Annotated in this window: 24 protein-coding genes; 1 reads left to right on the top strand and 23 read right to left on the bottom strand. The window is 63.4% G+C overall.

Annotation, left to right across the window (positions count from 1 at the left end):
• Positions 1-125 precede the first annotated feature (125 nt).
• From ACQ7C1_RS13910 to ACQ7C1_RS13840, 15 genes are all read right to left on the bottom strand, one after another.
• Positions 126-761, bottom strand: a complete 636-nt coding sequence (locus tag ACQ7C1_RS13910) for a hypothetical protein (protein ID WP_430958682.1) — start codon at positions 759-761, stop codon at positions 126-128.
• Positions 762-1075: 314 nt separating this feature from the next.
• A complete protein-coding gene (locus tag ACQ7C1_RS13905) occupies positions 1076-1264 on the bottom strand; it encodes a hypothetical protein (RefSeq protein WP_430958681.1) in 189 nt (62 codons plus the stop codon).
• Complete coding sequence (locus ACQ7C1_RS13900) at positions 1261-2265, bottom strand: tail fiber domain-containing protein (protein WP_430958680.1); 1005 nt, start codon at positions 2263-2265, stop codon at positions 1261-1263. Before ACQ7C1_RS13900 ends, ACQ7C1_RS13905 begins: the two co-directional genes overlap by 4 nt.
• Positions 2231-2647: a GNAT family N-acetyltransferase gene (locus ACQ7C1_RS13895; RefSeq protein WP_430958679.1), complete on the bottom strand. Its 417-nt coding sequence runs from the start codon at positions 2645-2647 to the stop codon at positions 2231-2233. The genes ACQ7C1_RS13900 and ACQ7C1_RS13895 overlap by 35 nt, the downstream gene beginning before the upstream one ends.
• Positions 2644-4467, bottom strand: a complete 1824-nt coding sequence (locus ACQ7C1_RS13890; RefSeq protein ID WP_430958678.1) for a hypothetical protein — start codon at positions 4465-4467, stop codon at positions 2644-2646. The genes ACQ7C1_RS13895 and ACQ7C1_RS13890 overlap by 4 nt, the downstream gene beginning before the upstream one ends.
• Positions 4464-5168 (bottom strand): hypothetical protein, encoded by a 705-nt coding sequence (locus ACQ7C1_RS13885; RefSeq protein WP_430958677.1) that lies wholly within the window; start codon positions 5166-5168, stop codon positions 4464-4466. The genes ACQ7C1_RS13890 and ACQ7C1_RS13885 overlap by 4 nt, the downstream gene beginning before the upstream one ends.
• A gap of 252 nt (positions 5169-5420) precedes the next feature.
• Entirely contained in the window at positions 5421-5987 is a 567-nt protein-coding gene (locus ACQ7C1_RS13880; protein ID WP_430958676.1) for a hypothetical protein, read from the bottom strand.
• Positions 5988-6215: 228 nt separating this feature from the next.
• Entirely contained in the window at positions 6216-7001 is a 786-nt protein-coding gene (locus ACQ7C1_RS13875) for a hypothetical protein (protein WP_430958675.1), read from the bottom strand.
• A 22-nt stretch (positions 7002-7023) separates the two neighbouring features.
• Positions 7024-7998, bottom strand: a complete 975-nt coding sequence (locus tag ACQ7C1_RS13870; protein ID WP_011424439.1) for a phage major capsid protein — start codon at positions 7996-7998, stop codon at positions 7024-7026.
• A 32-nt stretch (positions 7999-8030) separates the two neighbouring features.
• Positions 8031-9074: a hypothetical protein gene (locus tag ACQ7C1_RS13865; RefSeq protein ID WP_430958674.1), complete on the bottom strand. Its 1044-nt coding sequence runs from the start codon at positions 9072-9074 to the stop codon at positions 8031-8033.
• Positions 9075-9115: 41 nt separating this feature from the next.
• Entirely contained in the window at positions 9116-9427 is a 312-nt protein-coding gene (locus ACQ7C1_RS13860; protein ID WP_430958673.1) for a hypothetical protein, read from the bottom strand.
• Positions 9428-9442: 15 nt separating this feature from the next.
• Complete coding sequence (locus ACQ7C1_RS13855) at positions 9443-11533, bottom strand: hypothetical protein (protein ID WP_430958672.1); 2091 nt, start codon at positions 11531-11533, stop codon at positions 9443-9445.
• Positions 11533-13104 (bottom strand): terminase, encoded by a 1572-nt coding sequence (locus ACQ7C1_RS13850; RefSeq protein ID WP_430958671.1) that lies wholly within the window; start codon positions 13102-13104, stop codon positions 11533-11535. Before ACQ7C1_RS13850 ends, ACQ7C1_RS13855 begins: the two co-directional genes overlap by 1 nt.
• On the bottom strand, positions 13070-13540 hold the full coding sequence (locus ACQ7C1_RS13845) for a terminase small subunit protein (protein ID WP_430958670.1): 471 nt from the start codon (positions 13538-13540) through the stop codon (positions 13070-13072). Before ACQ7C1_RS13845 ends, ACQ7C1_RS13850 begins: the two co-directional genes overlap by 35 nt.
• Before the next feature lie 17 nt (positions 13541-13557).
• The gene (locus tag ACQ7C1_RS13840; RefSeq protein ID WP_064692138.1) at positions 13558-13794 is read right to left on the bottom strand and encodes a spike base protein, RCAP_Rcc01079 family; all 237 of its coding nucleotides are present in this window, start codon (positions 13792-13794) and stop codon (positions 13558-13560) included.
• Positions 13795-15518: 1724 nt separating this feature from the next.
• On the opposite strand from ACQ7C1_RS13840, the gene ACQ7C1_RS13835 reads away from it, so the two are divergent.
• Positions 15519-16382, top strand: coding sequence for a dienelactone hydrolase family protein (locus ACQ7C1_RS13835; protein WP_430958669.1), 864 nt, complete (start codon positions 15519-15521; stop codon positions 16380-16382).
• Between the two features lie 279 nt (positions 16383-16661).
• Here the strand turns inward: ACQ7C1_RS13835 and ACQ7C1_RS13830 are convergent, their stop codons facing one another.
• The 8 genes from ACQ7C1_RS13830 to ACQ7C1_RS13795 all read right to left on the bottom strand — a co-directional run bounded on the left by ACQ7C1_RS13830 (position 16662) and on the right by ACQ7C1_RS13795 (position 22316).
• Complete coding sequence (locus tag ACQ7C1_RS13830; protein ID WP_430958668.1) at positions 16662-17207, bottom strand: YidB family protein; 546 nt, start codon at positions 17205-17207, stop codon at positions 16662-16664.
• A gap of 142 nt (positions 17208-17349) precedes the next feature.
• Positions 17350-17688 (bottom strand): hypothetical protein, encoded by a 339-nt coding sequence (locus tag ACQ7C1_RS13825; RefSeq protein ID WP_085777340.1) that lies wholly within the window; start codon positions 17686-17688, stop codon positions 17350-17352.
• 122 nt (positions 17689-17810) lie between these two features.
• The gene (gene aac(3), locus ACQ7C1_RS13820) at positions 17811-18623 is read right to left on the bottom strand and encodes an aminoglycoside 3-N-acetyltransferase (protein ID WP_430958667.1); all 813 of its coding nucleotides are present in this window, start codon (positions 18621-18623) and stop codon (positions 17811-17813) included.
• A gap of 165 nt (positions 18624-18788) precedes the next feature.
• Complete coding sequence (locus ACQ7C1_RS13815; RefSeq protein ID WP_430958666.1) at positions 18789-19799, bottom strand: DUF3618 domain-containing protein; 1011 nt, start codon at positions 19797-19799, stop codon at positions 18789-18791.
• Entirely contained in the window at positions 19799-20215 is a 417-nt protein-coding gene (locus tag ACQ7C1_RS13810) for a phage holin family protein (RefSeq protein WP_430958665.1), read from the bottom strand. The genes ACQ7C1_RS13815 and ACQ7C1_RS13810 overlap by 1 nt, the downstream gene beginning before the upstream one ends.
• Positions 20208-20774: a nutrient deprivation-induced protein gene (locus tag ACQ7C1_RS13805; protein WP_430958664.1), complete on the bottom strand. Its 567-nt coding sequence runs from the start codon at positions 20772-20774 to the stop codon at positions 20208-20210. The genes ACQ7C1_RS13810 and ACQ7C1_RS13805 overlap by 8 nt, the downstream gene beginning before the upstream one ends.
• A gap of 97 nt (positions 20775-20871) precedes the next feature.
• Entirely contained in the window at positions 20872-22011 is a 1140-nt protein-coding gene (locus ACQ7C1_RS13800; RefSeq protein WP_430958663.1) for a sialidase family protein, read from the bottom strand.
• Between the two features lie 14 nt (positions 22012-22025).
• The gene (locus ACQ7C1_RS13795; protein ID WP_430958662.1) at positions 22026-22316 is read right to left on the bottom strand and encodes a hypothetical protein; all 291 of its coding nucleotides are present in this window, start codon (positions 22314-22316) and stop codon (positions 22026-22028) included.
• Positions 22317-22380 lie beyond the last annotated feature (64 nt).

Here is a 22380-nt window from a genome sequence, read left to right as displayed (position 1 = left end):
ACATTGCCGCTGGTCGCCATACCGATCCAGATCGCCTTCGAGGGCGGCTAAGCCTGTCAAATCCATTCCCCCGGTCCATACCGAAAGCGTAATGGTCGCCATTTTGTGGGAAAATATGCTGGGGTTTACCAGCTGCCACCACCGCCGTTTCGGCTGCCAACTCTAAGAAGCGCGCGCGTCAGGGCGTTGGCGCCGGATTTACGACCGGCTGCCGGACGGGGTTCCGGCGGCATCAGACCGCGTCTTTTTAAGGCATTCATAGCGAATTCTGTCAAACCCTCGTCGACCGCGCCATCAAATGCATTTTGCACACGGTTGCTGAAACCACCTTCCCCGGACCCGAACCCTTCAAAAGCACCCTGCGCCATGCTCATCATTATACCTGACGGTAACTTAAAAGCTGCGTCAGAGGCTAGCTCTCCGGCCCCTTGCAATGTCGAGGAGATATAGGGATGTTGGTCGTCAAAGGCCTTATCCATCCCGCGCTGAATAGCCAGTGCGTTTTCATACCGCTCCGCAAGCGTTCTGCCCGGCAGCGGCGGAAACAACCCATCAGGCAGCATTGGGTCAAAAATGGGCGCCAGGAGTGCAGCTGTCCCAGCATTCGCTTCGTCGAGATAGGGGCCGACGCCCGTGCCGCGGGCGATAGCGCGTATGGCATTGTTGACCGAAAGATCGCCTGACTGTCCCGCATAAGGGTCAGCTCTAAGCTCGGCATATCTTCTCGGCGGGGCAGCCGGTGTTTTGTTGGGATCTGGCATTACGACCTCCTGTGGATGGTGATTGTGATCGACAAGGTTGCGGCACCTCGAGGCGCCTAGCCCGCGGACCGCTCATTGGATTCTGGTTTGAAGGAGTGGCATTCTCCGCTCGGCGAAACGCCAGCGGCGGGAGCATGCCTAACCGCGGATGATGCCGGCGAGCTAGCTAGACGGCGGCGAAGGGACATGCTTTCTCACGCAACAGTGCGCTTGCCGCCGAAGAACGACGGCAGGAGACCGGGAGCCCTTGCCGGCGGAGTTGAAGGCGTGGCCGTCGGCACAGCGGGAGCTTCGGTTGTAGCCGCCCGCTGCCCTTAATCCGCACGCCTGATCTCCAGCCCACCCATCAGCGCCTGCGCCAACCGCGCCGCTCCCTGCCACGGAGATTGCACCGGGCTCATATCCATGCCCTGCTGCAGCATGGCGTAGGCCAGCCGCCTGCGCTGATCGTTGACGTCGCCCTGCGTCTTGCCGGTGTCGCCGGCGAAAATATACGCCCTCATGCCACTGCCCTTTCGTAGTTGACGCGGTCGAAACCGTCTGCATGTTCGAACACCGCGTCAGGATGGATCTTGCGCACGTCGTCGGACATCAGGCCGATCTGCATCTGGCCCCCCTCCTTGTAGCGGAAGGCGTAGACCGGCAGGCCGTTGTCCAGTGTGCCGACGCGGCGGATGTCTTCCTTCAGCCGCCGGTCGGATTTCGCCCAGCCGCCGAGTAGTGTGCCGCCGAGACCGAAGAGGCCGCCCATGGCGGCATTCGCCTGGGAGACCTGGCGGTCGTAGAGGCCCATCTTCTGGTTAAAATTCTCGTTGATCAGGCCGGCCTGGTCGACGGTCGGCAGCTGCGTCGTCGGCGTATTGACGTAGCTCGGCTGGTGCACCTGCGAGCCAGACATCAGCGCCGAGATTTCGTTCAGCGGCTGGTTGCGCTCGGTCAGGATCGAATTCTGCGCATTCGAATACATGTCGCCGAGATACTGATCGGAGGCGGCCTGCTTGCGGGTGGAGAAATCGCGCATGGCGTTGTCGTAAGCCGCCGAGCCCATGGCGATGCCCTTGTCTGCCAGGCTCTGCTCGAGGCTCGCCTGATCGCGGTTCCATTGGTTGTCGAAGCCGGAGCGCCAGTGATCGTTGACGTATTTGTCGACATTGCCGGCGCTGAGATCGACATTGGTGCCGAGGATGCCGGAGACCTTGGCGGTCTGGTCGTTGGCGAGCCTGGCCAGGCCGAGCTGCGTCTGCTGCGTCTGGTCGTAGATCGCCTGGTTCTCGGGCGAATAGGACTGATAGGCGGAATAGGTCGGCAGCTTGTAGGTCTTGCCGTTCTGGTCGGTCATCGTCTGGTAGCCGCTGACCTTGTATTCCAGCGAACCATCCGGCGTGTACTGGTTGGTGTGGCTCAACCCCGCATTGGCGATGGCGGTGTCGACGTTGGTGGCCGTCTGCGCCGCTGCGGTCTGGGTCGGATCAGGCGTCTTGGGGGCCTTTGGCGTGGAGACCATAGGGAAAATCCTCTTTCATGATGGCGTAAAGCAGCGCGTCGCAATCGCCGAAATAGCCGCGCTGGCGGCCTTCCAGCTCAGCGCCCACTCTGGCGAGCAGCCTCTGGGCGCGGCTGTTGTCGGCGCGGGTGCGGCAGGTGGCGCGGCGGCAGCCGAGCTGGTGGAAGACGTAGTCGAAGACTGCGCGCATCAGCGTCAGCGACAGCCGGTCGGCGGCAAGCGAGATCTCGATATCGTGCTCGGTCCAGACGTTGAAGACCAAGCCGGCGAGAATCCCGCCGCGGTTGACATGGGCAAGCGTCGTGTAGGGCGGGTGAAAGGTGACGCCGATCCTCGCCCCCACCCAGGCGGCGATCTCGGCGCTGGGTTCGCAGACGATCAAATCGGCGCGCCCCTCTCGTAAAGCAGCGAGCCGCCGACAACAGCGGCTTCCGAGACGGAGCCCGACGAGCCCGAGATCAACGCGCGGATCGTGGGCGCCAAGGCCGAACCCGCGCCGCCGGCGGAGGCGAATTTGCGCACCAGCGAAATGCCGGGGAATTTCGAAACACCCCAGATTGCCGTTCCCCATTTCGCCGCCGCATTGTTCTCGACGGACGACAGAAGCGCTGTCGGCACCTTCGTCTGGTAGTCGACCGAGATGCCGCCATACATCAGCGTGGACATGCCGATCTCGGCCGTCACCCCGATCAGCTTCGAGAGCTTGGTCGAGAGCCCGTCGCCGAAGCGGCTCCAGGCGCCGACCATCAGCGCGTCGATCGCCGCGCCATTGTCGTTTGCCCCGACCTCGGCCTCGTAAAGCGTGCCGTCGGCGGCGCCGAAGAACAGCCGGTCCTGCCATGTCGCCCAGCAGGAGGCGGGCATGCCGACGAAGCGGCACCAGGCGCCGGTCTCGGTGTTCATCACATATTGATAGGGGCCGAAGGAGGACGGCAGGTTGACGATCGCCATCTGCCGCGCCGGAAAGCTCGAAAGCTGCCACTCCAGCGAGCTCGTGCCGGTCGCCGCCACGGTCGCGCGCCATGTCGGGCCGATCCGGGCGGTAATGGCGCCGAGGCTGGTGGCGCCGCGATCGAGCTGCACCGCCTTGGTGATCGGCACGATGCCATCGGTCGTCATGATCGCGAGATCGGCGCCGACCGAAAGCAGGCACCGATCGAGCCCAAGCGGCCGGCCGAGCTTGAAGGTGCCGATCAGGCCCCAATTCGAAGCACTGGAAGGATCGGAGCCCTGGAAGACAATCACCTCGCCTTCCGAAGAGATCAGCACCAGGCACTGCTGCAGGCCCGTGGAAACCGGGATCGTCCAGACGTTGATCGCCACCAGCGTGCCGCCATATTTCATGTTGCCGCCGACCGGCAGCACCGTCGCCGCGCCGCTGACGGCGTCGGTGGCGAGGTACCAGACATTGGTCGAGTTCTTTTCGATGAACCACAGGCGCGAGCGATAGGCGGTGACGGCGCTGAGCAGCGAGGCATCCGGTATGCCTGTTATCATCGTCGAGGCGACATAGGGCGTGGCGGCCGAGCCCTTTTCCAGCTGGGCATTGGTCACCGTTCCCGTCACGGTGACGGTGAGCGTGCCCGCCGCCGACGTGAAGGTGAGCGACACCCGATTGCCGGCGCCCGTCCCGTTCAGCGTGCCGGCGAAGGCGCCGGAGAGCGTCACGGAACCGGTGCCGAAGAAGCTCAGCGTATAGGCCACATTCTTGACGGCGACATTCTGGGTGGCGAGCGTTGCCGTGCCCACCAGGAAATTATTCGTCCAGGAGCTGCCGTTGAAGATCAGCGGCGTGTCGAGGCCGTTGACGAGGCGCAGGAATTCCTGGCCGGCGGGGTTGGTATATTGTTGCACCGACCAGTGAGCGCTGGCGAGGCCTGAGACGACAGGCGCGCCGGCCGCACCGCCCACCGTGACGTCGAAGATCTTGTCGCCGGCGGCGGCAAACAGCCTGTTGGACACCCCGGAATAGGGAATGACGGTCTGCACATCGGCGCCGAGACCTGTGGCAAAGGCGAGGAAGCCGTAGCGGGCGCGCACACGGTTGGCCTCGGGAAAGAAATTGTCGAGCTGGAAGGCCGCATCTTCGGGCATGTCGGCCATCTCGACATCGGTTCGCCAGCCGCCGATCGGCGCGATCCAGTCTTTGCCCGGCGAAACGCGGCGGGTGCGCCCATTCGGGGGGACAGGTCTGCGGGTCATGGCGTCACCGTGATCGTGCCGGGCCAATAATTCTCGAGCGCCTGTCCCCTCGCCGGCAGCGAGAGGTCGACAGGCCCAGCGGCGCGGTCGGCGCCGATGGCGGCTTCCTTGGATCGTTCGAAACTGGCGAGCTCCTCGCCGTAATCGAGGCCCTTGGCCCGTTTCCAGCGCCAGATCAGCGAAAGTTCGAGCAGCTCTTCGGGAAAGAGCGCCGTGTCGGTGTCGCCAACCCAGTTGGCGGCAGTGGTCGCGCCGCCATTCACGGCCACCCAGAAGCCGGAGACATAGGCATACTCGATCGTCTCACTCGCAACATTCGGGTAGATATCGAGCCTGCCCGCCGCCATTCGCCAGATCTGCGGCACCGGGGTGGCATTGAGGATGGTGTGGCGCTGCCATGCCTGCGGCTCCACCGGGCCGTTGAGCGCTGAGAGACGGGAGACGTTCCAGATCCGCGCATTGGCGGCGAAGCGATCCCAGTCGCCGGGCGGTTCGGCCGGCTCGGGGGCAGCACCCGTCGCTTCGAATTGCCGCCGCACCATCAGCGCCGACCAGTCATGGGCCCGCATCAGGTCGCGGCCGGCGCGGGTGGAAAGGATGCGCAGCTGCATGATCTGCGGATCCGCAGACGACATGACGGCCGTCGGCGGATCGAGATCGATCTCCGCGCAGACGTTCTGAATGATGGTCAGCAGCGACATGCGGGGATCTCCGGTTCAGAGCAGTTGTGAGTGTGGCGGAAAGGCGAATTGAGGTTGTGACGCGTGGCCCCCTCATCCGCCTGCCGCACCTATGCCTGGGCCGAGCCACTGGTCTCGGCGCGTCCTTCGAACCCCCGCTGGGGAGAAGAGGGTATCGAGACGTCGCGGCAAATCCCTTCGCCCCGTTTGCGGGGAGAAGGTGCCGGCAGGCGGATGAGGGGCAGCTTGTTTTCAGGGGTCTTCAGCGCGTCTTCAGGCCCCTTGCCGGCCACGGCCCCTGCCGTCGCCGTCCTTTTCAAGCGCCTCGAAGCGCAAGGCCATCTCCTTCATCTGCTCCTGCAGACGGCCGACCTCTTCCTTCAGCCTTTCGTTTTCGGCGGCGAAGGCCGAGGCGGCGCTGGAGTTTTCGGCGGCCGCCAGATAGGCGCGGGCGGCGGCAGTCAGCTCGTTGGCGCCCATGCCGACCTTCTGTTTGGCAGTGTCGGAAAGCGCGGCGAGCTGCTCGACGGTGTAGATGTTGATCGCCTCCAGCTCCTTGATCTGGCTGGGCTTCAGATAGGGCCATTGCGATAGCGGTGTGCCGGTCAGTTGCTCGCGCGCGGCAGCGCCGTCCTTGAAGCGCTTGTAGGCGTCGGCGAAACGTTGTTTGTCGTTCTCGGTCACCTCGCGGTAGACCTCGGTGTGCTTGTCACCTGCGATGAAGATCCGGACGAATTCCTTGTCGGCAAAGATCGGCCGGCCCTCCTTCTCGGTCAGAAAGGTCTGCTCGACCGGCTCGAGGCTGAAGGAGGCATAAATTCCGGTGTTGCTGTCGGGCATGGTGTTTGCTCGCTGTTGATGGCGGGGAAATGGGGGATGGCGATGTCGTGCGGATGGCTGCCCCTCACCCTAGCCCTCTCCCCGCTCGCGGGGAGAGGGGACGTGTCCCACGATCGGTCCGAGGGGAACGGAGAGGTCGCGGCATGTCCCCTTCGCCCCGTTTACGGGGAGAAGGTGCCGGCAGGCGGATGAGGGGCACACCACGCATAGAAAGGTCGGCGTCTTGTTTTAATTCACCTTCGACAGAAACGGCCGCATCAGCGTCGCCTCCAGCACCCCCGTCGCCGTGATGGTGATGCTGGTGCCGTTGGCCGTGGCATTGGCCGAGAGCGTGATGCTCTGGACAATGCCGTTCGGACTGTAGGTGATGCCCGAGATGGTCGTGCCGCCCGGAATGCCGGTGCCGGCAACGGCCGCGCCGATGAACGGACCGGAACCGGCACTGAGGCCGGAGAGGTTCGTCAGCACGGCCGAGCTGTTGACGGTGGTTGCCGTAAACGTCTGGTTGGCGGCGGCAAAGTTGACATTGGCGATCGCCTTGGTGCCGACGGTGGCGGATGCCGGGGCGCTCGCCTGGCCTGCGGTGGTGGTGGTTTCGGCAACGACGAGGGCCGCCGTTGCACTCGCCACCTGGGCCGGCGCCTGGCCGTTGCGCTGCAGCCAGATGTAATAGGTGCCGGGTTGAAGCGTCACGGCACTGAGCGGGCCGCCGGTCAGCGTCGGCGGCTGGGCGGCGCCGGAGAAGACACCGCAGCGCTGGCCGACGACGGCGGCGGCCGTGGTCAGCAGCGAGGCGACATAATCCCGGGTCCACTGGAACCACTGGCCGGGCTGCAGGGTGGTCTGCGAGGCGAGCACCAGCTGGCAGTAGACCCATTCGGATTCGCGGTCGCCGCCGGCGATGGCGCCGAGGGCGAAGTTCGGCCCCGGAATGCCGGAGCCGGCGACGATCGGGCCTTCGACGACGAACGGGTTCGCGCCAAGACGATCGGTCTGGGAAATTGCGATGGTCATTGGAGGTGATCCTTTCGTTCGATCAGGCGAACAGCACGCCCTGCAGGAAGGCGTTGTTCATGGTGAGGTTGCCGGCGAAGCCCATCAGCTGGACGAAGGCATCCTGGTTGGTGTTCATGCGCTCATCACCGATCGGCGCCATGTCGCGGTCGCGGTGCGGGCGGTAGAACAGGTATTTGGTGTTGAGGAAGAACATCTGGTTGGAAGGCGCGCCGCCGCCGAAGCCGCCGTCGAAGATCACGTCGGCGCCCATGTACTGCAGCGACTGGAAGCCGGCCATGCCCTTGTCGGCGGAGGTGATGCGCTGGATCGCCTGCAGCGACTCCCAGTAGAGGCGGAAGAAGTTGTTGTCGGCGACGACGAGATCGGGCGCGTCGGAGCCGCGCACGCAGGACATATAGAGCCGGTTCATGTAGCTCTGGATGTTGGCGTTGGTGGCGGCTGCACCGCCATCGGCCGAGGCCGAGAATTTCTGGTTGCGCCAGAAACCCCAGGTGGCGCGCGAAATGCCGCCCACGGTGCCCGAGGTCGGCGAGGTCGAGATCAAGAGCTGCAGGCCGCCGATCTGCCGCCCACCATCGGCCGTGCCGTCGGAATAGCAGTCGAGGGCGATGTTGTTCTTCAGCGTCGTCTCGGCATTCTCGATGCGCTGCTCGAGCAGATCGAGGATCGCATCCTCGCCGGAGTTCTGCAGCTGTTCGAGGCCGGACATGGAGACGGCGACGGCGGCCTGCTTGAGGTCGTATTCGGCGGCGGTGATGACGTCGGAGGGCTGGACGTTCAGGATATCGTAGCCGGAATAGCGCTTGAAGGTGCTGTTTTCCTGGTACTGCAGTTCCTGGACGATGGTGCGGCCGCCGGAGACGGGCTTCTTGCGGCCGCGGCTGTTGAGACGGGTGAGAAGACCGTTGTTCTTCGTCACGTCGTCGGCGACCGTGCCGCTGCGGTTGCGCAGCGTCGTGGTGACGATTTCAGAGAGGTTGGGCGAAATGGGCATTGATGATTCCTTTGATCAGAATTGGCCTTTGATCAGACTTGACCGCGCGCGGAGCGCATGGCGTCGCGAAGCGAGTCTCGGATTGACGTGGGCTGGCCTCTTGCCGCATCGCGGGTCGGGCCCGGAGCGGAAGATCCAGAGATGGATCGCGAGGCGCGGCGGGCTTGATCTGCCGCTGCGGCCCTCTGGGCTTGCTGGTCTCGGACGAAGGCGGGCGCAGTCTGGCTGATCAACTGCTGGCGAATGTCCGGGCGCATCCAGCATGCGGCGTCGTAGGCGTCCTGCAGTGTCGATGCCCGCCCGGAATTGATGAGGGCGACCATGTCGTCGAGAACGTCTTCGGCATGCGCATTGGCCGGATCGGAAAGAAAGGCATCGACTTGAGTTTCGGTGTCCCTCTTCCTCAAAACATGTTCGACCGTGGCCTCGACATTGATCGGCCCGGTCTGGCGTTGGGGCTGCGGTCCTGCCTGCTCATGGCGCTGCATCGCCTCCCCCGCCCGGCCGTTGACCAGGGCGTGAAGATTGACGCCGGCCACCTTGGCGACGTGGAGCACGGTGTTGACGGGATCGCGGATCAGCGCGTTTTCCCATTCGATCGCCCGGCGCATGACATCGGCATGGGTCATGCCGGCCTGGCGGACGATCGGAGTAAACTCCTCGAGGCCCTTGTAATCCTGCAGGACGCGGAAGCCGCGATCGACCTCCTGCTCGCGCTTGGCGATCGCCGCCTGCACCTCGTTCGGCAGGCTTGCAAACTGCGCCTTGGCTTCCGCCGACCAGCCGGGCGGCACCCGGCTGACGGTGGTGGCGGGCTGCTGGCGGCTGGCGATCTCGCCTGTCTGCTGTACGCCATGAGCCTCGGCAGCCTGCCCTACCCTGGCGGCAGCAGTCTGCTCCTGCCCCTTGGCCAGGAAGCGGCCGTTTTCGCCGTCGCGCGGCTGGCCCGGCAGATCGCCCGGTCCGCCTTCGACGGTGTCGATCGCCGCTTTCAGGCTGTCGCGGACGCTGACCGGCTTGTCCGCGCCAAAATCTTCGCTGCCGTTGCCGGCCTCGTTCAGGTCTTCCATATCCATCTTGGGGATTTCCTATTTCGGGGATTGATGCCCGTTCAGGTTCAGGCGTTGTATTCGGCGTAGACCCGCCGCAATTCGTTGCGGATCGCCGTTCGATCTGCCTTCGGCCTTTCGATCGGCTGCGGCCTCTCATTGCCGATCTCGACCACGCCGGCCGCCCGATAGGCGGAACGCAACTTGGCTTTCGAGGTGTAATGCCGGCCGTCATGCATCGACTGGATCTCGATCGTGTCGCTGACGAAATGCGGTGCCGGCAGGTCCGACTGCGCCAGGTTCCTCACCCGCATGCAGTTGTGCGGCCACGCGTCGAGCGCGTGCCAGCCGCCGCACACGCGGCAATAACGTTCTCTCATCTTTGCCTCTCGGGATTATTGATAGGCCGGCTGCGCCTGGAACTGCTGCAGCGCCTGCGCCGCCGCCTCGCCGCGCGCCTGGTCCAGGGTGGCGCGATGCTCGATTTGGGCTTGCGCCACGCCAAGCTCGGCCTTGCGCCGTTCGGCGCCGGCCTTCACTTCAGCCGTCTTCAGCTTGAGCATCTCGGCGGGCGAAGGCTGCGGTTCCGGTTTCGGCGCGCTGGCCGCCTCGGAGAGCTGCGCGCCCACCTGCTCCAGCATGCTTTCAAGCTGGCGGCCGGCGCGGAAGCCGCGGGCGGCAAAGAGCAGCGTCTCGACCATCACGGGCACCAGCATCGGGTTCTGCTGCGCCATGGCGCCGGCCTGCTGCATGAAGCCGCCGACCATCTGGACGAATTCCATGCGCCGCTGCTTTTCGGCGTCCTCGTCGGGTTCGATCGTCGAATCCGTTTCGATGTCGATCTGGAAGCCGCGAATGCTGTCGTTGCGCAGGAGCCGCACCACTTCGTCGATCGTCGGCTGCCCCATCAGCTGTTGCAGCTGCGGCGGAACTTCGGGCGCTGCCATTTCGGGGAGCGATTGGGCCGGTTGACCCATCTGCTGCGCCCGCATCGCCGCCTGCCCGGCTGCCATCTCAATCTGCTGCATCTGCATTTGCACCTGCTGCTTCTCGGCCATGGACGGCAGCTTGATACCGCTCACCAGCATCAGCGTTTCCGGCTGGAACTGGTCGCAGATGATTTCGCCGGCGAGGCGGATGATGTCGCGGGCGAAGCGGGCAAGCTCTGCCTGGCGGTCGCGGATGCGGATCGAGCCCCACTGGCTCTTGATGCGCTGCGCCGTCGCCGTCTCCGACGCTTGCGTGTCGCCGCGCACGATGTCGGAGATGCCGGTGATCTGGTAGACGTCCTCGATCAGCTGCTTGCGCGCCGCCATGCAGGCGACGATCACCTTCTGCACCTCGTCGATCGGCAGCGTCACCACCGCCTTCGAGCCGCCCTTGTCGGTGAAGGCCGCCCATTCCGGAATCGGCACCATCACCATGTCGTTTTCGGGCCGCATCGCCTTTTCGATCGCCGGCGAGACCGCGCCGTCGCCGGAGGGATAGAACACTTTCAGCCGCAGCTGGTCGGTCAGCTTGTTGATGCGCCTGGTCAGCAGGTCGATCTCGTCACATTGCTGCTGGTAATAGACATAGTCGGGAACCGGGATCAGCGAGCTCGTCGACATCGTGCCATAGGCGGGACGCGGGCAAGGCCAGAAATGGGTGAGATCGAGCGGCGGCTCAGAGACCTCCAGCGCCACCGGCGAGCCGTCGGCGATCCAGACGGTGTAATTCTCGCTCTTGCACCAGATTTCCCAGACATGGGTCTTGCCCTCGTTCTCGGCGCGCTCCGCCTGGCTCTCGCCCTTGCGGCTGCCGGCAGCCTCGGCCGCGCCCGAGACCATCGCCTCACGGCCGAAGCGTTTTTCCATCTCCTCGCCGCTCATCGGCACGCGCCGCGCCACCCAGGTGACATCCTTCCAACGGCGGGCCGGCGAATGCAGGAAATCCGACCAGTGCACATAATCGATGCAGACGCGCTCGTCGGCGATCGTTTCGAGGGCTGCACCCATCTCGCCTGGCAAGCCACCGACCGGCAGGTTCGAGGGCGCGACGCCCATGTCGAGCGGCTCGAAATCGGCCTCATAACGCAGCCACACCGTGCCGCGGGCGCAGAGCAGGAAATCGTCGCGCACCGCCCGCATGATCGAGTCGAGATCGGCCTCGTCGCCTGTGTAGGCGAGATTGCGCTCGACAATTTCCGAAGCGATGCGCGCGACGGGATCCGCGTCCTTGAAGCGGCGCTCGACGACCGGCTGCGGCACGCGGGCATAGACGGCCGGCTGCAGCACCGCGGTATTGGCCCAGAGCATAGGAAAGCGGCGCTTGGCGGCGCTCATCTGGTCCGACTGGTCGAGATAGATCTTCTCGATCTTGACGCAGCGGTCGTGCCAGGACTTGAAGTAGCGCTGGGCGCGCTCGAGCTCCTGCTGCCAATGGGCGCCGACCTTCGCCGGATCCCAGTGCTGCCCGCCCTCCAAATCAGTTGACTCGTCTTCCATCAAACACGCTCGCTGTATTCAGGGGTGGAATCGGCAAATTGGTTGAATGTCATGGTCTGCAATGTCGGCAGCGGCTTGCGCTCGGGCTTCAGTGGCTCGGGCGCGAGGCCGCTGAAGATGATCGCCAGCCCCCCGAAGGCGTCGGCGCCGTGCGAGGCCCAGTTGTGCAGCGGCTCGTCGCGGAAGACGCCGAGATCCTCGTCCCAGTCCTTGCGGTAATTGCGCAGGCATTTGATGCCCTCGGCGCAGCCGGCCTGGTCGAACTCGACCTTTGCCAGGATGCGCCGGGTGCCGTTGATGCGGTCATGCACATAGGCGCGCTCGACCTTGCGGACTGTGCCGAGACCACGGGCCTTGACCTCTCTCAGCATGACCTCGATCCGGGTCATGCCGCCGCGCGTCCATTCCCTGACCTTGATGTCATGCGGCATGTTGTGGACGCCGTAGACATAGCCATGTTCGCCCGCCCGCCGCTCCAGCTCGTCGAGCATGCCGTCCATGCCGGTGCCGGTATGCTCGAAATAGCCGATCATCCTCACCCGGCCGGGCAGCACCTGGAACAGCCAGACGCTGTTGGCATCGTCCATGCCGATGTCGGAGATGGTGTGGACGGGATAGCCTTCCACATGCGGGAAGACACCGATGCGCTCCTCGGCGTCGGCGATCGCCATCTGATCGGCATAATAGGCGCCTTCGACACTCGCCTCGAAGGCTTCGGCGGGCGTCGAGGGATATTCGCGCTTCATGTCGCCGAGCTGGGTTTCGGCCTTCTTGACGTACCAGGCCTTCTGCCCCTCTGTCAGCGTGATCCCCTGCTCGGCAAGCTCCTGGAAATATTTGAGGAAAGCGTCGCTGATGATGACGCCCTCGGGGGCGATCGAATATTGCGGCTCCTTCCACCAGGGGAAGAAATGGAACTTGAAGTCGAGCTCGGTCAGCTCGAGCGCCTGGCGCTGCTTGATCTGGGCATCCTCGCAGAGCGCGTAGAAATGCCCCTCCTGGCCCTCCGCCGTGCTTTCGACGAAAACCAGCTGGCCGGCCTGCACCGTATTCAAGGCGCCGGTCCTGACTTCCCGCGCCTTGTCGGGATATTTGGCGCAGAGCTTTCCATATTCGGAAATATGCAGATATTGCAGCGTTCCCGAGCGCAGCGACGTGCCGACGCGGATGCTCGAATTGTTGGCGAGCAGCAATTCGCTCTGGTTGGTCCTGACGACAGGCACGGCGCTGCGGATGCCATCTGGCAGATTGTCATATGGATATTTGATCTTGTCCCGGAAGATCGTCTGCACGTCGCCGAGCGTATGGGCGATGGTGCCGGCTCTTATATCCCGGTTGAAGACGCAGGCATCGAGCATGAATATCTGGATGAAGGTGGTCAGCCCAAGCTGGCGGGCTTTCAAGAGCACGTTGAGATAATGCATCTCGTCGAAGAAGCTCGTCTGCATCAGGTTCATCTCGAACCGGACGCGCCTGCCCGCCTTGTCGGTGATCCAGTAGAGATTGTTCAGCCGCCAGCGCCAGTCGGAAAACTGGTCAACCGCAGCTTGGAAGTCCGCGCGTCCTGCCATTGACCGCCTCCAGCAATTGCGAGACCTCACCGGTCACGCCCTGTTCAGGCTCGACCTTGGCGCCGTATTTCTTCGGCCTGAGCTTCTCGGCGACCCATTGACGGGTGGCGATGCGCAGCTGCGAGCGCCTTATCGCCTCGCCGTTCTCCTGCCAGCCGGTGGTCTCGCCGGCCGCATTCTTCTTTTCGATCCAGTCGTCGCTGCTGTTGTCGGCGATCTCGACCATCTCGTCGACGAAGCTGTCGGCCATGATCTCGCGCGCCAGCGCGTATCGCGCCCGGAACGCCGCCTTGTCCTCATCCGCCAGCCAGGAGAGCACGGTCGATTTTGACGGCATGTCCTCGTCCCGGCAGATCGAGCGCAGGCTTTCCCGGTCGGCGATGCGCGCACAGATTTTTTCCGCCAGCGCCTGGCTGAACTTGCTCGGCCTGCCCATCGGTCGGCGTCTGACGCTCAGAACAAGGCGATAATGTTGGAGGCCGTGGTCCCGGTCAGCGCCACAATTGCAGCATGAACGGGAAGGATTGTCCCGGCCGGCACGCTCTTGAAGATGACGGGATCCACATCCCGCCGCGGCGCAATCGCCACATCGCCGGCCGTGCCGATATAAAGCGCACGCGCCCCGACAATGGCGGTATCGTTCGGCGTCACCACCGCGGCCCGCGAGGCCGGAGCAATCGAAGGGTCCATTGCAGTTCTCCCTGGAAAAGGCGGCTCTTGATCCCGACGCAGCTGCATCAGGCGCTGTTTCGGTAGATTGCGACAGAACGCACTCCCCACCTCCGTCATCCCAGGGCTTGACCCTGGATCCATGCCCGTTGCCGCTAGTGGAGGCCGACGTGGATCCTCGGGTCAAGCCCGAGGAAGACGGAGCAAGAGGTGAGCGCTGTGCCAAACCCGCGTTGTGTTCGATGACGCCGGCCAGAAAGCCCTGCCGAATGACGCACACCATCGAAGCGTCGCCGGCCTTCACCGCCGGCATCACCTCTGAATTCAAATTTCGCAGCTTGGATTTACGGTAGGATTAAATGATCCGGCGGGGGGTGATCAAGAACTTTCCAGCGTAGAAATTGCCTTCGACGCCGGCTCGGAATTGGCGGAGACAAATTGATCAAACGTCGGTCCGAACGTCCCTCCACTCTTCGTCATCCCAGGCCTTGAGCCTGGGATCCATGCTCGCATCTGGTAGAGACCTGCCGTGGCTTCTCGTCAAGGGTAAGCCCGGCCCCTCACCCTAACCCTCTCCCCGCACGCGGGGCGAGGGGACGTGCCCTTTTGAGAGGTCGGAGAGGACGGAGAGGTCGCGGCATATCCCCTTCGCCCCGCGTGCGGGGAGAAGGTGGCGGCAGCCGGATGAGGGGCGGGAGCGTCGACAAATCTAGCAGCTTGGATTTACGGTAGGGATTAAGTGATCCACCGGGCGGTGATCAAGGACTTTCGACCGCAGAAATTCACTCCAATGCCGATTCGAAATCTGCGAAGACGAATTGTTCAAACGTCGGTCCAAAACGCCCCTCCACCCCGTCATCCCAGGCCTTGAGCCTGGGATCCATGCTCGCGTCTGGTAGAGACCAGCCGTGGCTTCTCGTCAAGGGTAAGCCCGGCCCCTCACCCTAACCCTCTCCCCGCACGCGGGGCGAGGGGACGTGCCCTTTTGAGAGGTCGGAGAGGACGGAGAGGTCGCGGCATATCCCCTTCGCCCCGCGTGCGGGGAGAAGGTGGCGGCAGCCGGATGAGGGGCGGGAGCGTCGACTGCGAACAAATCTAGCAGCTTGGATTTACGGTAGGGATTAAGTGATCCACCGGGCCGTGATCAAGGACTTTCGACCGCAGACGCACGCAATCGAAGTATCGCCGGCCTCCACCGCCGGCATCACCTCTGGACTCAAATTTCGCAGCTTGGATTTACGGTAGGAATTAAATGATCAGCCGGGGGGTGATCAAGGACTTTCGAGCGTAGAATGCCTTCGATGCCGGCTCGGAATTGGCGGAGACAAATTGGTCAAACGTTGGGCCGAACGTCCCTCCACCCTCCGTCATCCCAGGGCTTGACCCTGGGATCCATGCCCGCTGCTGGTGGAGACCGGCCGTGGATCCTCGGGTCAAGCCCGAGGAGGACGGAGCAAGGGGTGGGCACGGTGCCACACCCACAGTGGTGTTCGATGAGGCACGCCGGAAAGCCCTGGCGAATGACGCACGCAATCGAAGCATCAGGCTTCGGTATTCCTCATAATACAGGCGAACCGCAGCCCACATCGAACCCACCGGCACCTTAGGTCGTATGCCGGAGAAGGCAAGACGGCGCCCCTCCTGAAATCGGAAAAACCAAATGCGTTCAATGCCTGGATAGAGCCACCAAGCGATACCATCCAACATGAGCCAGGAATATACTGTCACCAGCCTGCCGATCACAGATGGAGGAGTCTGTGAACACCACCATCTCAGCACTTCTTCTTTGCCTCGCCACTTTTATCGGCGTGCACCTGTCCGCGAACCCGGCCGATGCCGAGGAACTGGTGCGGTTCGAAAGCGCCCCCGTCAAGCTCAGCCCGTTTCGCATCCGCAAGGCCCTCGAACAGGGAGAAATTCTCTCCCAACCGCAGGGCACGCCGTTGCTCGGCTATCTATCCCGCCCTGCCGGCGACGGCCCCTTCCCGGCGGTGGTCATCCTGCATGGCTGCGATCACCTGCGTTTGAGCGTCAAGGAGCTTTGGCCGAAACGGCTGGTGAGATGGGGCTATGTCGTGCTTGTCGTCGACAGTTTCACCACCCGCAAGCTCGACGACACCTGCCGAAGCACGCTTCCAGAACGCGTCTTCGATGCCTATGGCGCTTTGGATTTTTTGTCGAAATCAGGCTTCGTCGATATCAGGCGCGTGGCCTTGATGGGCTTTTCGGCCGGCGGCACCGCGGCGCTGGACGCCACGAAGATCGATGGCAACGAGCAGCTCATGGAGCGCAAGTTCAGGGCGGCGGTTGCCTATTATCCCGCCTGTGACGCCGATCGCGGCGACCCGACAGTACCGACCCTGATCATGACTGGCGAGAGAGACAATTGGAGCCGGGCCGAACGATGCCAGAAGAGGCTTGCCCGCCTCAGCGACAATGCCCCGCCCGTCGAGCTCAATGTCTACAAGGGCATCTATCACAATTTCGATGAGCCGGAGTTCATGGTGGGACGGAGAGTGCTGGGCCATATCGAAAAATACGACCGCGACGCCGCGGCAAAGTCCATGCGCAGCGTTTACGCCTTTCTACGCAAGTACCTGGCAAACTAAGCCTGCCTGATCTCAGGAGGATCGATCGCGGCGCAGCTCCCCCCAACCTCCGCCATTCCAGGGCCTTAGAGCCTGGATGCCTCCCGCCGGTTGCCCGGCATTTACCGTCACCCCAACCTCCGTCATTCCAGGCCTTGAGCTGCCTTGAGCCTGGGATCCATGTCCGCTGCCGACGTGGGGCCGGTGTGGATCCTCGGGTCAAGCTCGAGGAGGACGGAGTGTGAGGCGATCTCTGCGGCAAATCAATCCAGGGCGATATTTACGCTCCGAACTGAACGCCTAAACCTCGCTCGGCCGCCCTGACGTTGCCTGGCTCGCCGAGGACGTGAACGCCTCTTCGGCGCTCGGCACTTTCCCCTCCGGCGTCAGATCGTCGACGGCCTTCGGAAGATCGCGGCTCAGCCGCCCGAGGATCTCCTGATGCGAGAGGCCGGTATTCCTGGCGATCTCGTCCAGGACATCCGGGCCGAGGGCTGTGGCAAGTTCGCCGTCATTGATTTCGGCATTCTGGCCGCGGCGCACCCAGGATTCCATCTTGTCGCCCTGGCCGTTCTGCTGGAACGTCTTCAGGAGGTCGCCGAGACCGCCGCTAACGATGCTGCCGGACGTCAATCCACCGAGAAGGCCGCCCAAGCCGCCCAAACCACCGCCGGAGCCGGCCAGCCCGCCGAGAATACTGCCGAGCCCGCCTGATGGCTGGCCACCTCCGGCGCCTGCCTGCTGCGGGTTCTGGAGGCCGCGCAGGAGTTCCCGGATCTTGTCCCTGTTCTGGTAACCGGCAACCGCAAGAACGGCGAGAAGCGCCTTCATTTGACCGCTCATCATGATGAAATCCTCCTGTGGTGCTCCGTGGGTTCAAGCCAGCCGGAGCGCTGTATGGGCGCAATGTTCACAAAGTTGGAAAGCTCCCCGCCGGCGGGCGGAAGATCCCGTGCCGGCGGCATTGTTCGACTGTCTCAAGGCCGCATCAGATTTCCGGGCAACCGCGCCGGTTAGCAAAGATCATCCGATCCGGCCCGCGGCGGGTCATGCCCTCGACGACGATGCTGCGCGGCGACATGCGCACGATTCGGGCCCGGCGCAGGCCTTCGCTGCGGGCGATGTCGAGCGCATCGTCGGGATCGCAGCGGCGCGGCCCCCGGCGGTCGTAGCGGTCGTAATCGCGATCACGGTCACGGTCGTAGACGCCGACGCCGCCGGGGCCGATGCGCAGCTCCATATCCTGGGCGGCGGCAATCGTCGGTGCGATCGTCAGGCCGGTCATGGAGGCCAGGCCGATCAACACGAACTGAAGAGACTTATGCATGGATTCCTCCCATGGCCTTGTTTGCTTATCGCCATACCAACATCGCCATCGGGATTTTGTTCCGTGAGGCCGGAGGAGCCTGCGGGGAGAAAGCAAGGGCCTGCACGACAGCGCGGAGCCGCTCAGCGTGCTCGGGCGTGATGCTCCAGCCAGGCGACTGCGAAGCTGCAGATCGAGGCCGCATCAACCAGCACCGATGGCGCGTCTCCAACCAGGCCCTGTGCGCCCTGCCCGCCGGCGAGAAAGGCGCTGACGACCCCGGCGAAGTAATCGCTTTCGAGGCCGGGCACGACCGGGTCGCCGGTATCGAATTCCTCGAGCATGCGCCATACCACGCCTGCTGGCGTGGCAAAGGGCACCTCGTAGCGGCGCAGGCGCTTGTTCGGGATTTCAGCCAGGTGCTCGGCATGGTGGAGAAGGGTCATCGTGTCGAGCGGGGCTCCGGCCATGAGGACCTTGCCGCCGGCCGCCACGAGTTTGGCGAGCGGCGAGCCATCGCCATAGCCGTAATCGAGCGGATGATCGGCAGTGAGCCAGTCGGCCCTGGCGCCGATCGCCGCGACCGAGGCGCCCGGATTGCCGCTGCGCCGCGCCCCTGGCGTGGTTCGAAGGAATTCCGGGAAGATGCCGTTATCGCGGATCGCCCGGGAGCTCATGGGATCGAAAGGCGCAATATGGTCGCGCCATTCGAAAGGAACGCGGCCGTTCTCGTCAAGCAGTTCGTCATAGGCGCCGTTCCAGTCCGCATAGGCGACGATGGTGCCCGACGGGCCGACGACATCGCGCAGCGCATCGATGAACATGTCGGGACCGTTGAGCAACCGCCCCAGTCTGCTCATGGCGGCATGAACCATGACCATGTCGCCGGCGCGAAGTCCGAGCTTTTCCAGATCCTGGCTGAGCGAGAGACGGGTGTGAAAGTGCGGAGCGGTCATCGGCCAACGATCAGCAGGACACGACCCGGAGTCAATGCTCCCGGGCGGACTCAGGGCACCATCGCTCGCAATACCCTGCTGCCGCTCACGCGCCTCGTGCCTCCGCGCCCGCGGCGGGCTTCCGTATGGTGCACCACTTTCAAGGACATGAACCTGGTGGACCCTCTACCGCCGATCGGTGCCCCCTGGGCCATCCTTGCGATCTATGAAAGCTTCGGCTTCATCCACCACGCGTTCCTTGATGGCATCATGAGCATCGGACGCAACGTCCACGGCCTTGTGATAGACTTCCGACGCTACCTCTTTGCCTTGCGCGACGACGTCCTGGGCCTGATGGCTGAGGCTATCTCTCGTGCTATCTGCGGCTTCGCCGACCAACTCATCCTCGGTATCGGTATGGGGCAGCGCCGCGCCGATCGCTGCACCGACCGCGAAAGCCAGGGCACCGCCGACGAGCGGCTGGTCGCGGAAATGGGTGAGGATCGACTCGTTGAGTCTGCTCGTTTGCTCCTGAAGACTGGTCGCCGCCGAAGAGGATCGGCTCGACAGCGAGCTCGCCGCGTCAGACGCACGGGTGCCGAGGTCGCTCGCGGCGCTTTTCGCCTGCTCCCATTTCTCCGCCGCCCAGCCGGTTGCCGCGTCGAGCATTGCACCAGTCTCGTCGGCGATCTGATTGATCTGCTTTCCGCTAGCGTCGGCGAAGCCACGATAGGTCTTGCCCGCCTCGTCCATGAAATGGCCGGCACGACCTCCTGTTTCGTCTGTCAACGCTTTCAACCTCTTGCCGGATTCATCGGCAAAATGGCTGTAACGGGCTCCGTTTTCCATTGCCGGCGGGCCAATCCGGCGAACCCGTCCAGTCGCCGGGTAAAGCGGGTATTCAGGATCCTTGCTCCAGGTCGCCGTGTCGCCTGATGAAGGACTGCCTTTTGCCATGAGCCAGGCGAGGCTCACGCCCATCAGCGCGACCGGCAGAGGGTTCGCCTTGAGGGCGTGGCCAAGATTGCTGACATACTCTGCGCCGCCGCTTCCCTTGGCATATGCGATGACCTCATCGATGAGCTGGCCCGGCGACATCCGTTCCTGAATCGCGTCAATCCGATCTCCTATGCGGCGGCGGTCTTGGTCGATCTCCCACTGAAGCTCGGCCGATGTTTTTTCCGTTGAATTTTCCATCAGATTTTGTCCTTCACAACATCAACGTCGCGGCGAAGCGAAGTCGCAGTACGATCCAGTTTCATGTTGTTGGCGCGAAGCGCGGCGAGGCCCCGGGAGACCAAGCCCCAAGCGATCCCGGCAATGATGATGCCGACGATCAGAGAGGCGAGCGCACCTGCAGTGGTTTGGGTAAAACCCTGTGTCACGAGGAAGGCCGCGAGACCGCCGACAAGCGCACTCAGCAGGACGCCGACTGCCCCGATCGCCAGGACCAATCCGAATAGGAGAACCTCCACGCCGCTGAGCGCCTGCGAAAGTTTTTCCGAGGCTTCCGTCTTGGCAAGGTCGATTTCCTTGCGGAGCAGGCCCGTGACATCACCCAAGAGGCCACTGACGAGCTCGGAGAGGGGTGTGTTCTCTGAAGTTTTAGCCATTGTTCTCGCCTCCGGTCGTTGCGGCGCCGGGGCGCAGGCCAATCGACGGTTCGCGCGCCGCGGCAGCTGTTTGCCTTTTCGCGGAGGCCGTCAGGAAGCGGCTTGCCGCCAGGCCCGCAAGTGCGGCGATCCCGAGAAAGGCGAGCGGTTGCCTGCGCCCGAAATCCTCGGCCATAGTGGCGATTTCGCCGATGTCCTTGCCTTCCATCCGCCGAGCGACGGTCTGCACGCTCCGCCCGATTTGCCTGGCGTATCGCCCGACCTCAGCCTGACCGGAGCTCTCCATTTCGGCGCCAGCTTTCTCAAGTGCCGTTGCAACGCCGCCAACCTGGCGAGCAGCGAAGCTGGTGCGTTCGGAAATGACTTCCTTGGCTTTCTCGACGGCCGTGTCGGCGCCTTCCTTGATCGCTTCCTTGGCGGCGGAAATGTCTTCGCTCACCTTCGCTTCCAGATCGGAAACGGACGTGCGCGTTCCCGGCGAAGAACCAAAAGCTGGGGATGAGGACGGTGTCTGCGCCGTTGCGCTTCTTCCTGCCGGATCTGTGAAATCGTTTTGCATGTCTAACCTCCCATGTCGTGGCGGCGACTGCCGCAGCCCCGAACCACGGGTGCCCCGCTTTGTTCCGCGAATGCCAAACGTTCCGCTTCGGCATGGCTCAAATCTGCGACTGCAATGAAGCAGCGCCGTCCTCGGCTCCTTCTTGATCTTTGGCAGGCGTGACAATGGACGCTGCGACGTAACGCTCCTCCCTGTCGCCATCGTTGAAGTAGTAGACGGCGAGCAGGGATCCCTCACCGCGTTTTACCATTCTGGGATAACCGAGATCAGCCGTGCCGCCGTCGCTGCGGATGACCTTCTCGGCGCCCCATGTCTGGCCGTCATCGAAACTCATGCGCATCCGGATCCCGAATGGCGGATCACGATAGCCGTAGACGAGCAGCAGCATGCCTTCGATGCGTCCGAGCGCTGGCGGGTTGCCATTGCTGCCGGTGTCGCCGACAATGCAGCCTTTCCGTGTCCAGGTCTTCCCTTCGTCGTCGGAGGTGAAGGCTTCTATCCAACCCTTGCCACCGCCCCTCCCCATGCAGCGCGTCAAGGTCAGCATGGCGCCACCGGAAAGCGCCACCGATGCCGGCATGATCGAATAGCCCTCAGGTTCCGGGCCGACAAAGCCTTGAAGGACGAAGCTGCGCCCGCCGTCCGCAGTGCGCGCGCAGAACACCCTGCCTTCCGAACCGTCCTCTTTGGAGGTGCTGAGCATGAAGAGCGCATGTTCCCTGCCAAGAGGCACGATATCGGTGCGCGCCGAGATCGGAAGGTGCAAACCGGTGAAACGATACGGACCCTGCCATGTCAGGCATCGATCCCGGCTGACATAGAACCAACTGACCGCGTCGCCCTCTACATCGGTTCTGGCGCACATGACGATCGTCTCGGGATCGAGAAAGTCTATGGGTTCATCCAGACGGCCGAGGTCATCACGAACCGACAGATGCGGACGGATCTTGAGATCGGCGTTCAGGTGCTCATCGGCCGAAAGCGAGAGCCCCCCGGGCACCCGGCCGCAGAACGGCTCGTCCATCCATGTCAGTCCGCCGTCCAGGCTGCGTGCCTGCCAGGGTACGAATGGATAATCACGGTCCAGTTCGTGCAATTCCCCCTTCGCTCCGAGTTTGCCGCGCGCGAAGACGACAACGATTTCCTCACCCCAGGACCAGAGGCCATAATTTGCCGGCCAGGCTGCGAACTCGCCCTGTCTCCTGTAGATTTCAATATGGCGGAATTGCATGTTCATTGGGGCTTCCGCTGTCATAGCGTCTCGACTGGAAGTGCCCGCACGAGCAGTTCATCCTGGCCGAGCAGCCGTTCGAGTTCGCGACGGTATTGGCGCCACCACGCCCGATCGAGACTGCCCACCATGACTTCGATCACGATGACGGTATCTTCTTCAGTGCCCTCGTCATTGGACCAAAGCCCTTTTGCGGGGGAATTGAGATAGGCCGTCACACCGCCATGGCGCTCCGTCATCTCGCGCTGAATTGTCGCGATAATGTCTCCGATGTCCGGCGCTGCCGGAATAAACAACTGAATCAAATGCATGTGGAATTCTCCTCGTATCGCAAACTTCGCAGGTCTGACGAGGTTCCAGCCCGGCTCTAAATCT

Source organism: Rhizobium sp. Nf11,1 (assembly GCF_050587665.1).
Classification (GTDB): Bacteria; Pseudomonadota; Alphaproteobacteria; order Rhizobiales; family Rhizobiaceae; genus Rhizobium.
Note: the sequence above shows the minus strand (reverse complement) of the source record. Positions and strands in the feature narration are given on the sequence as shown.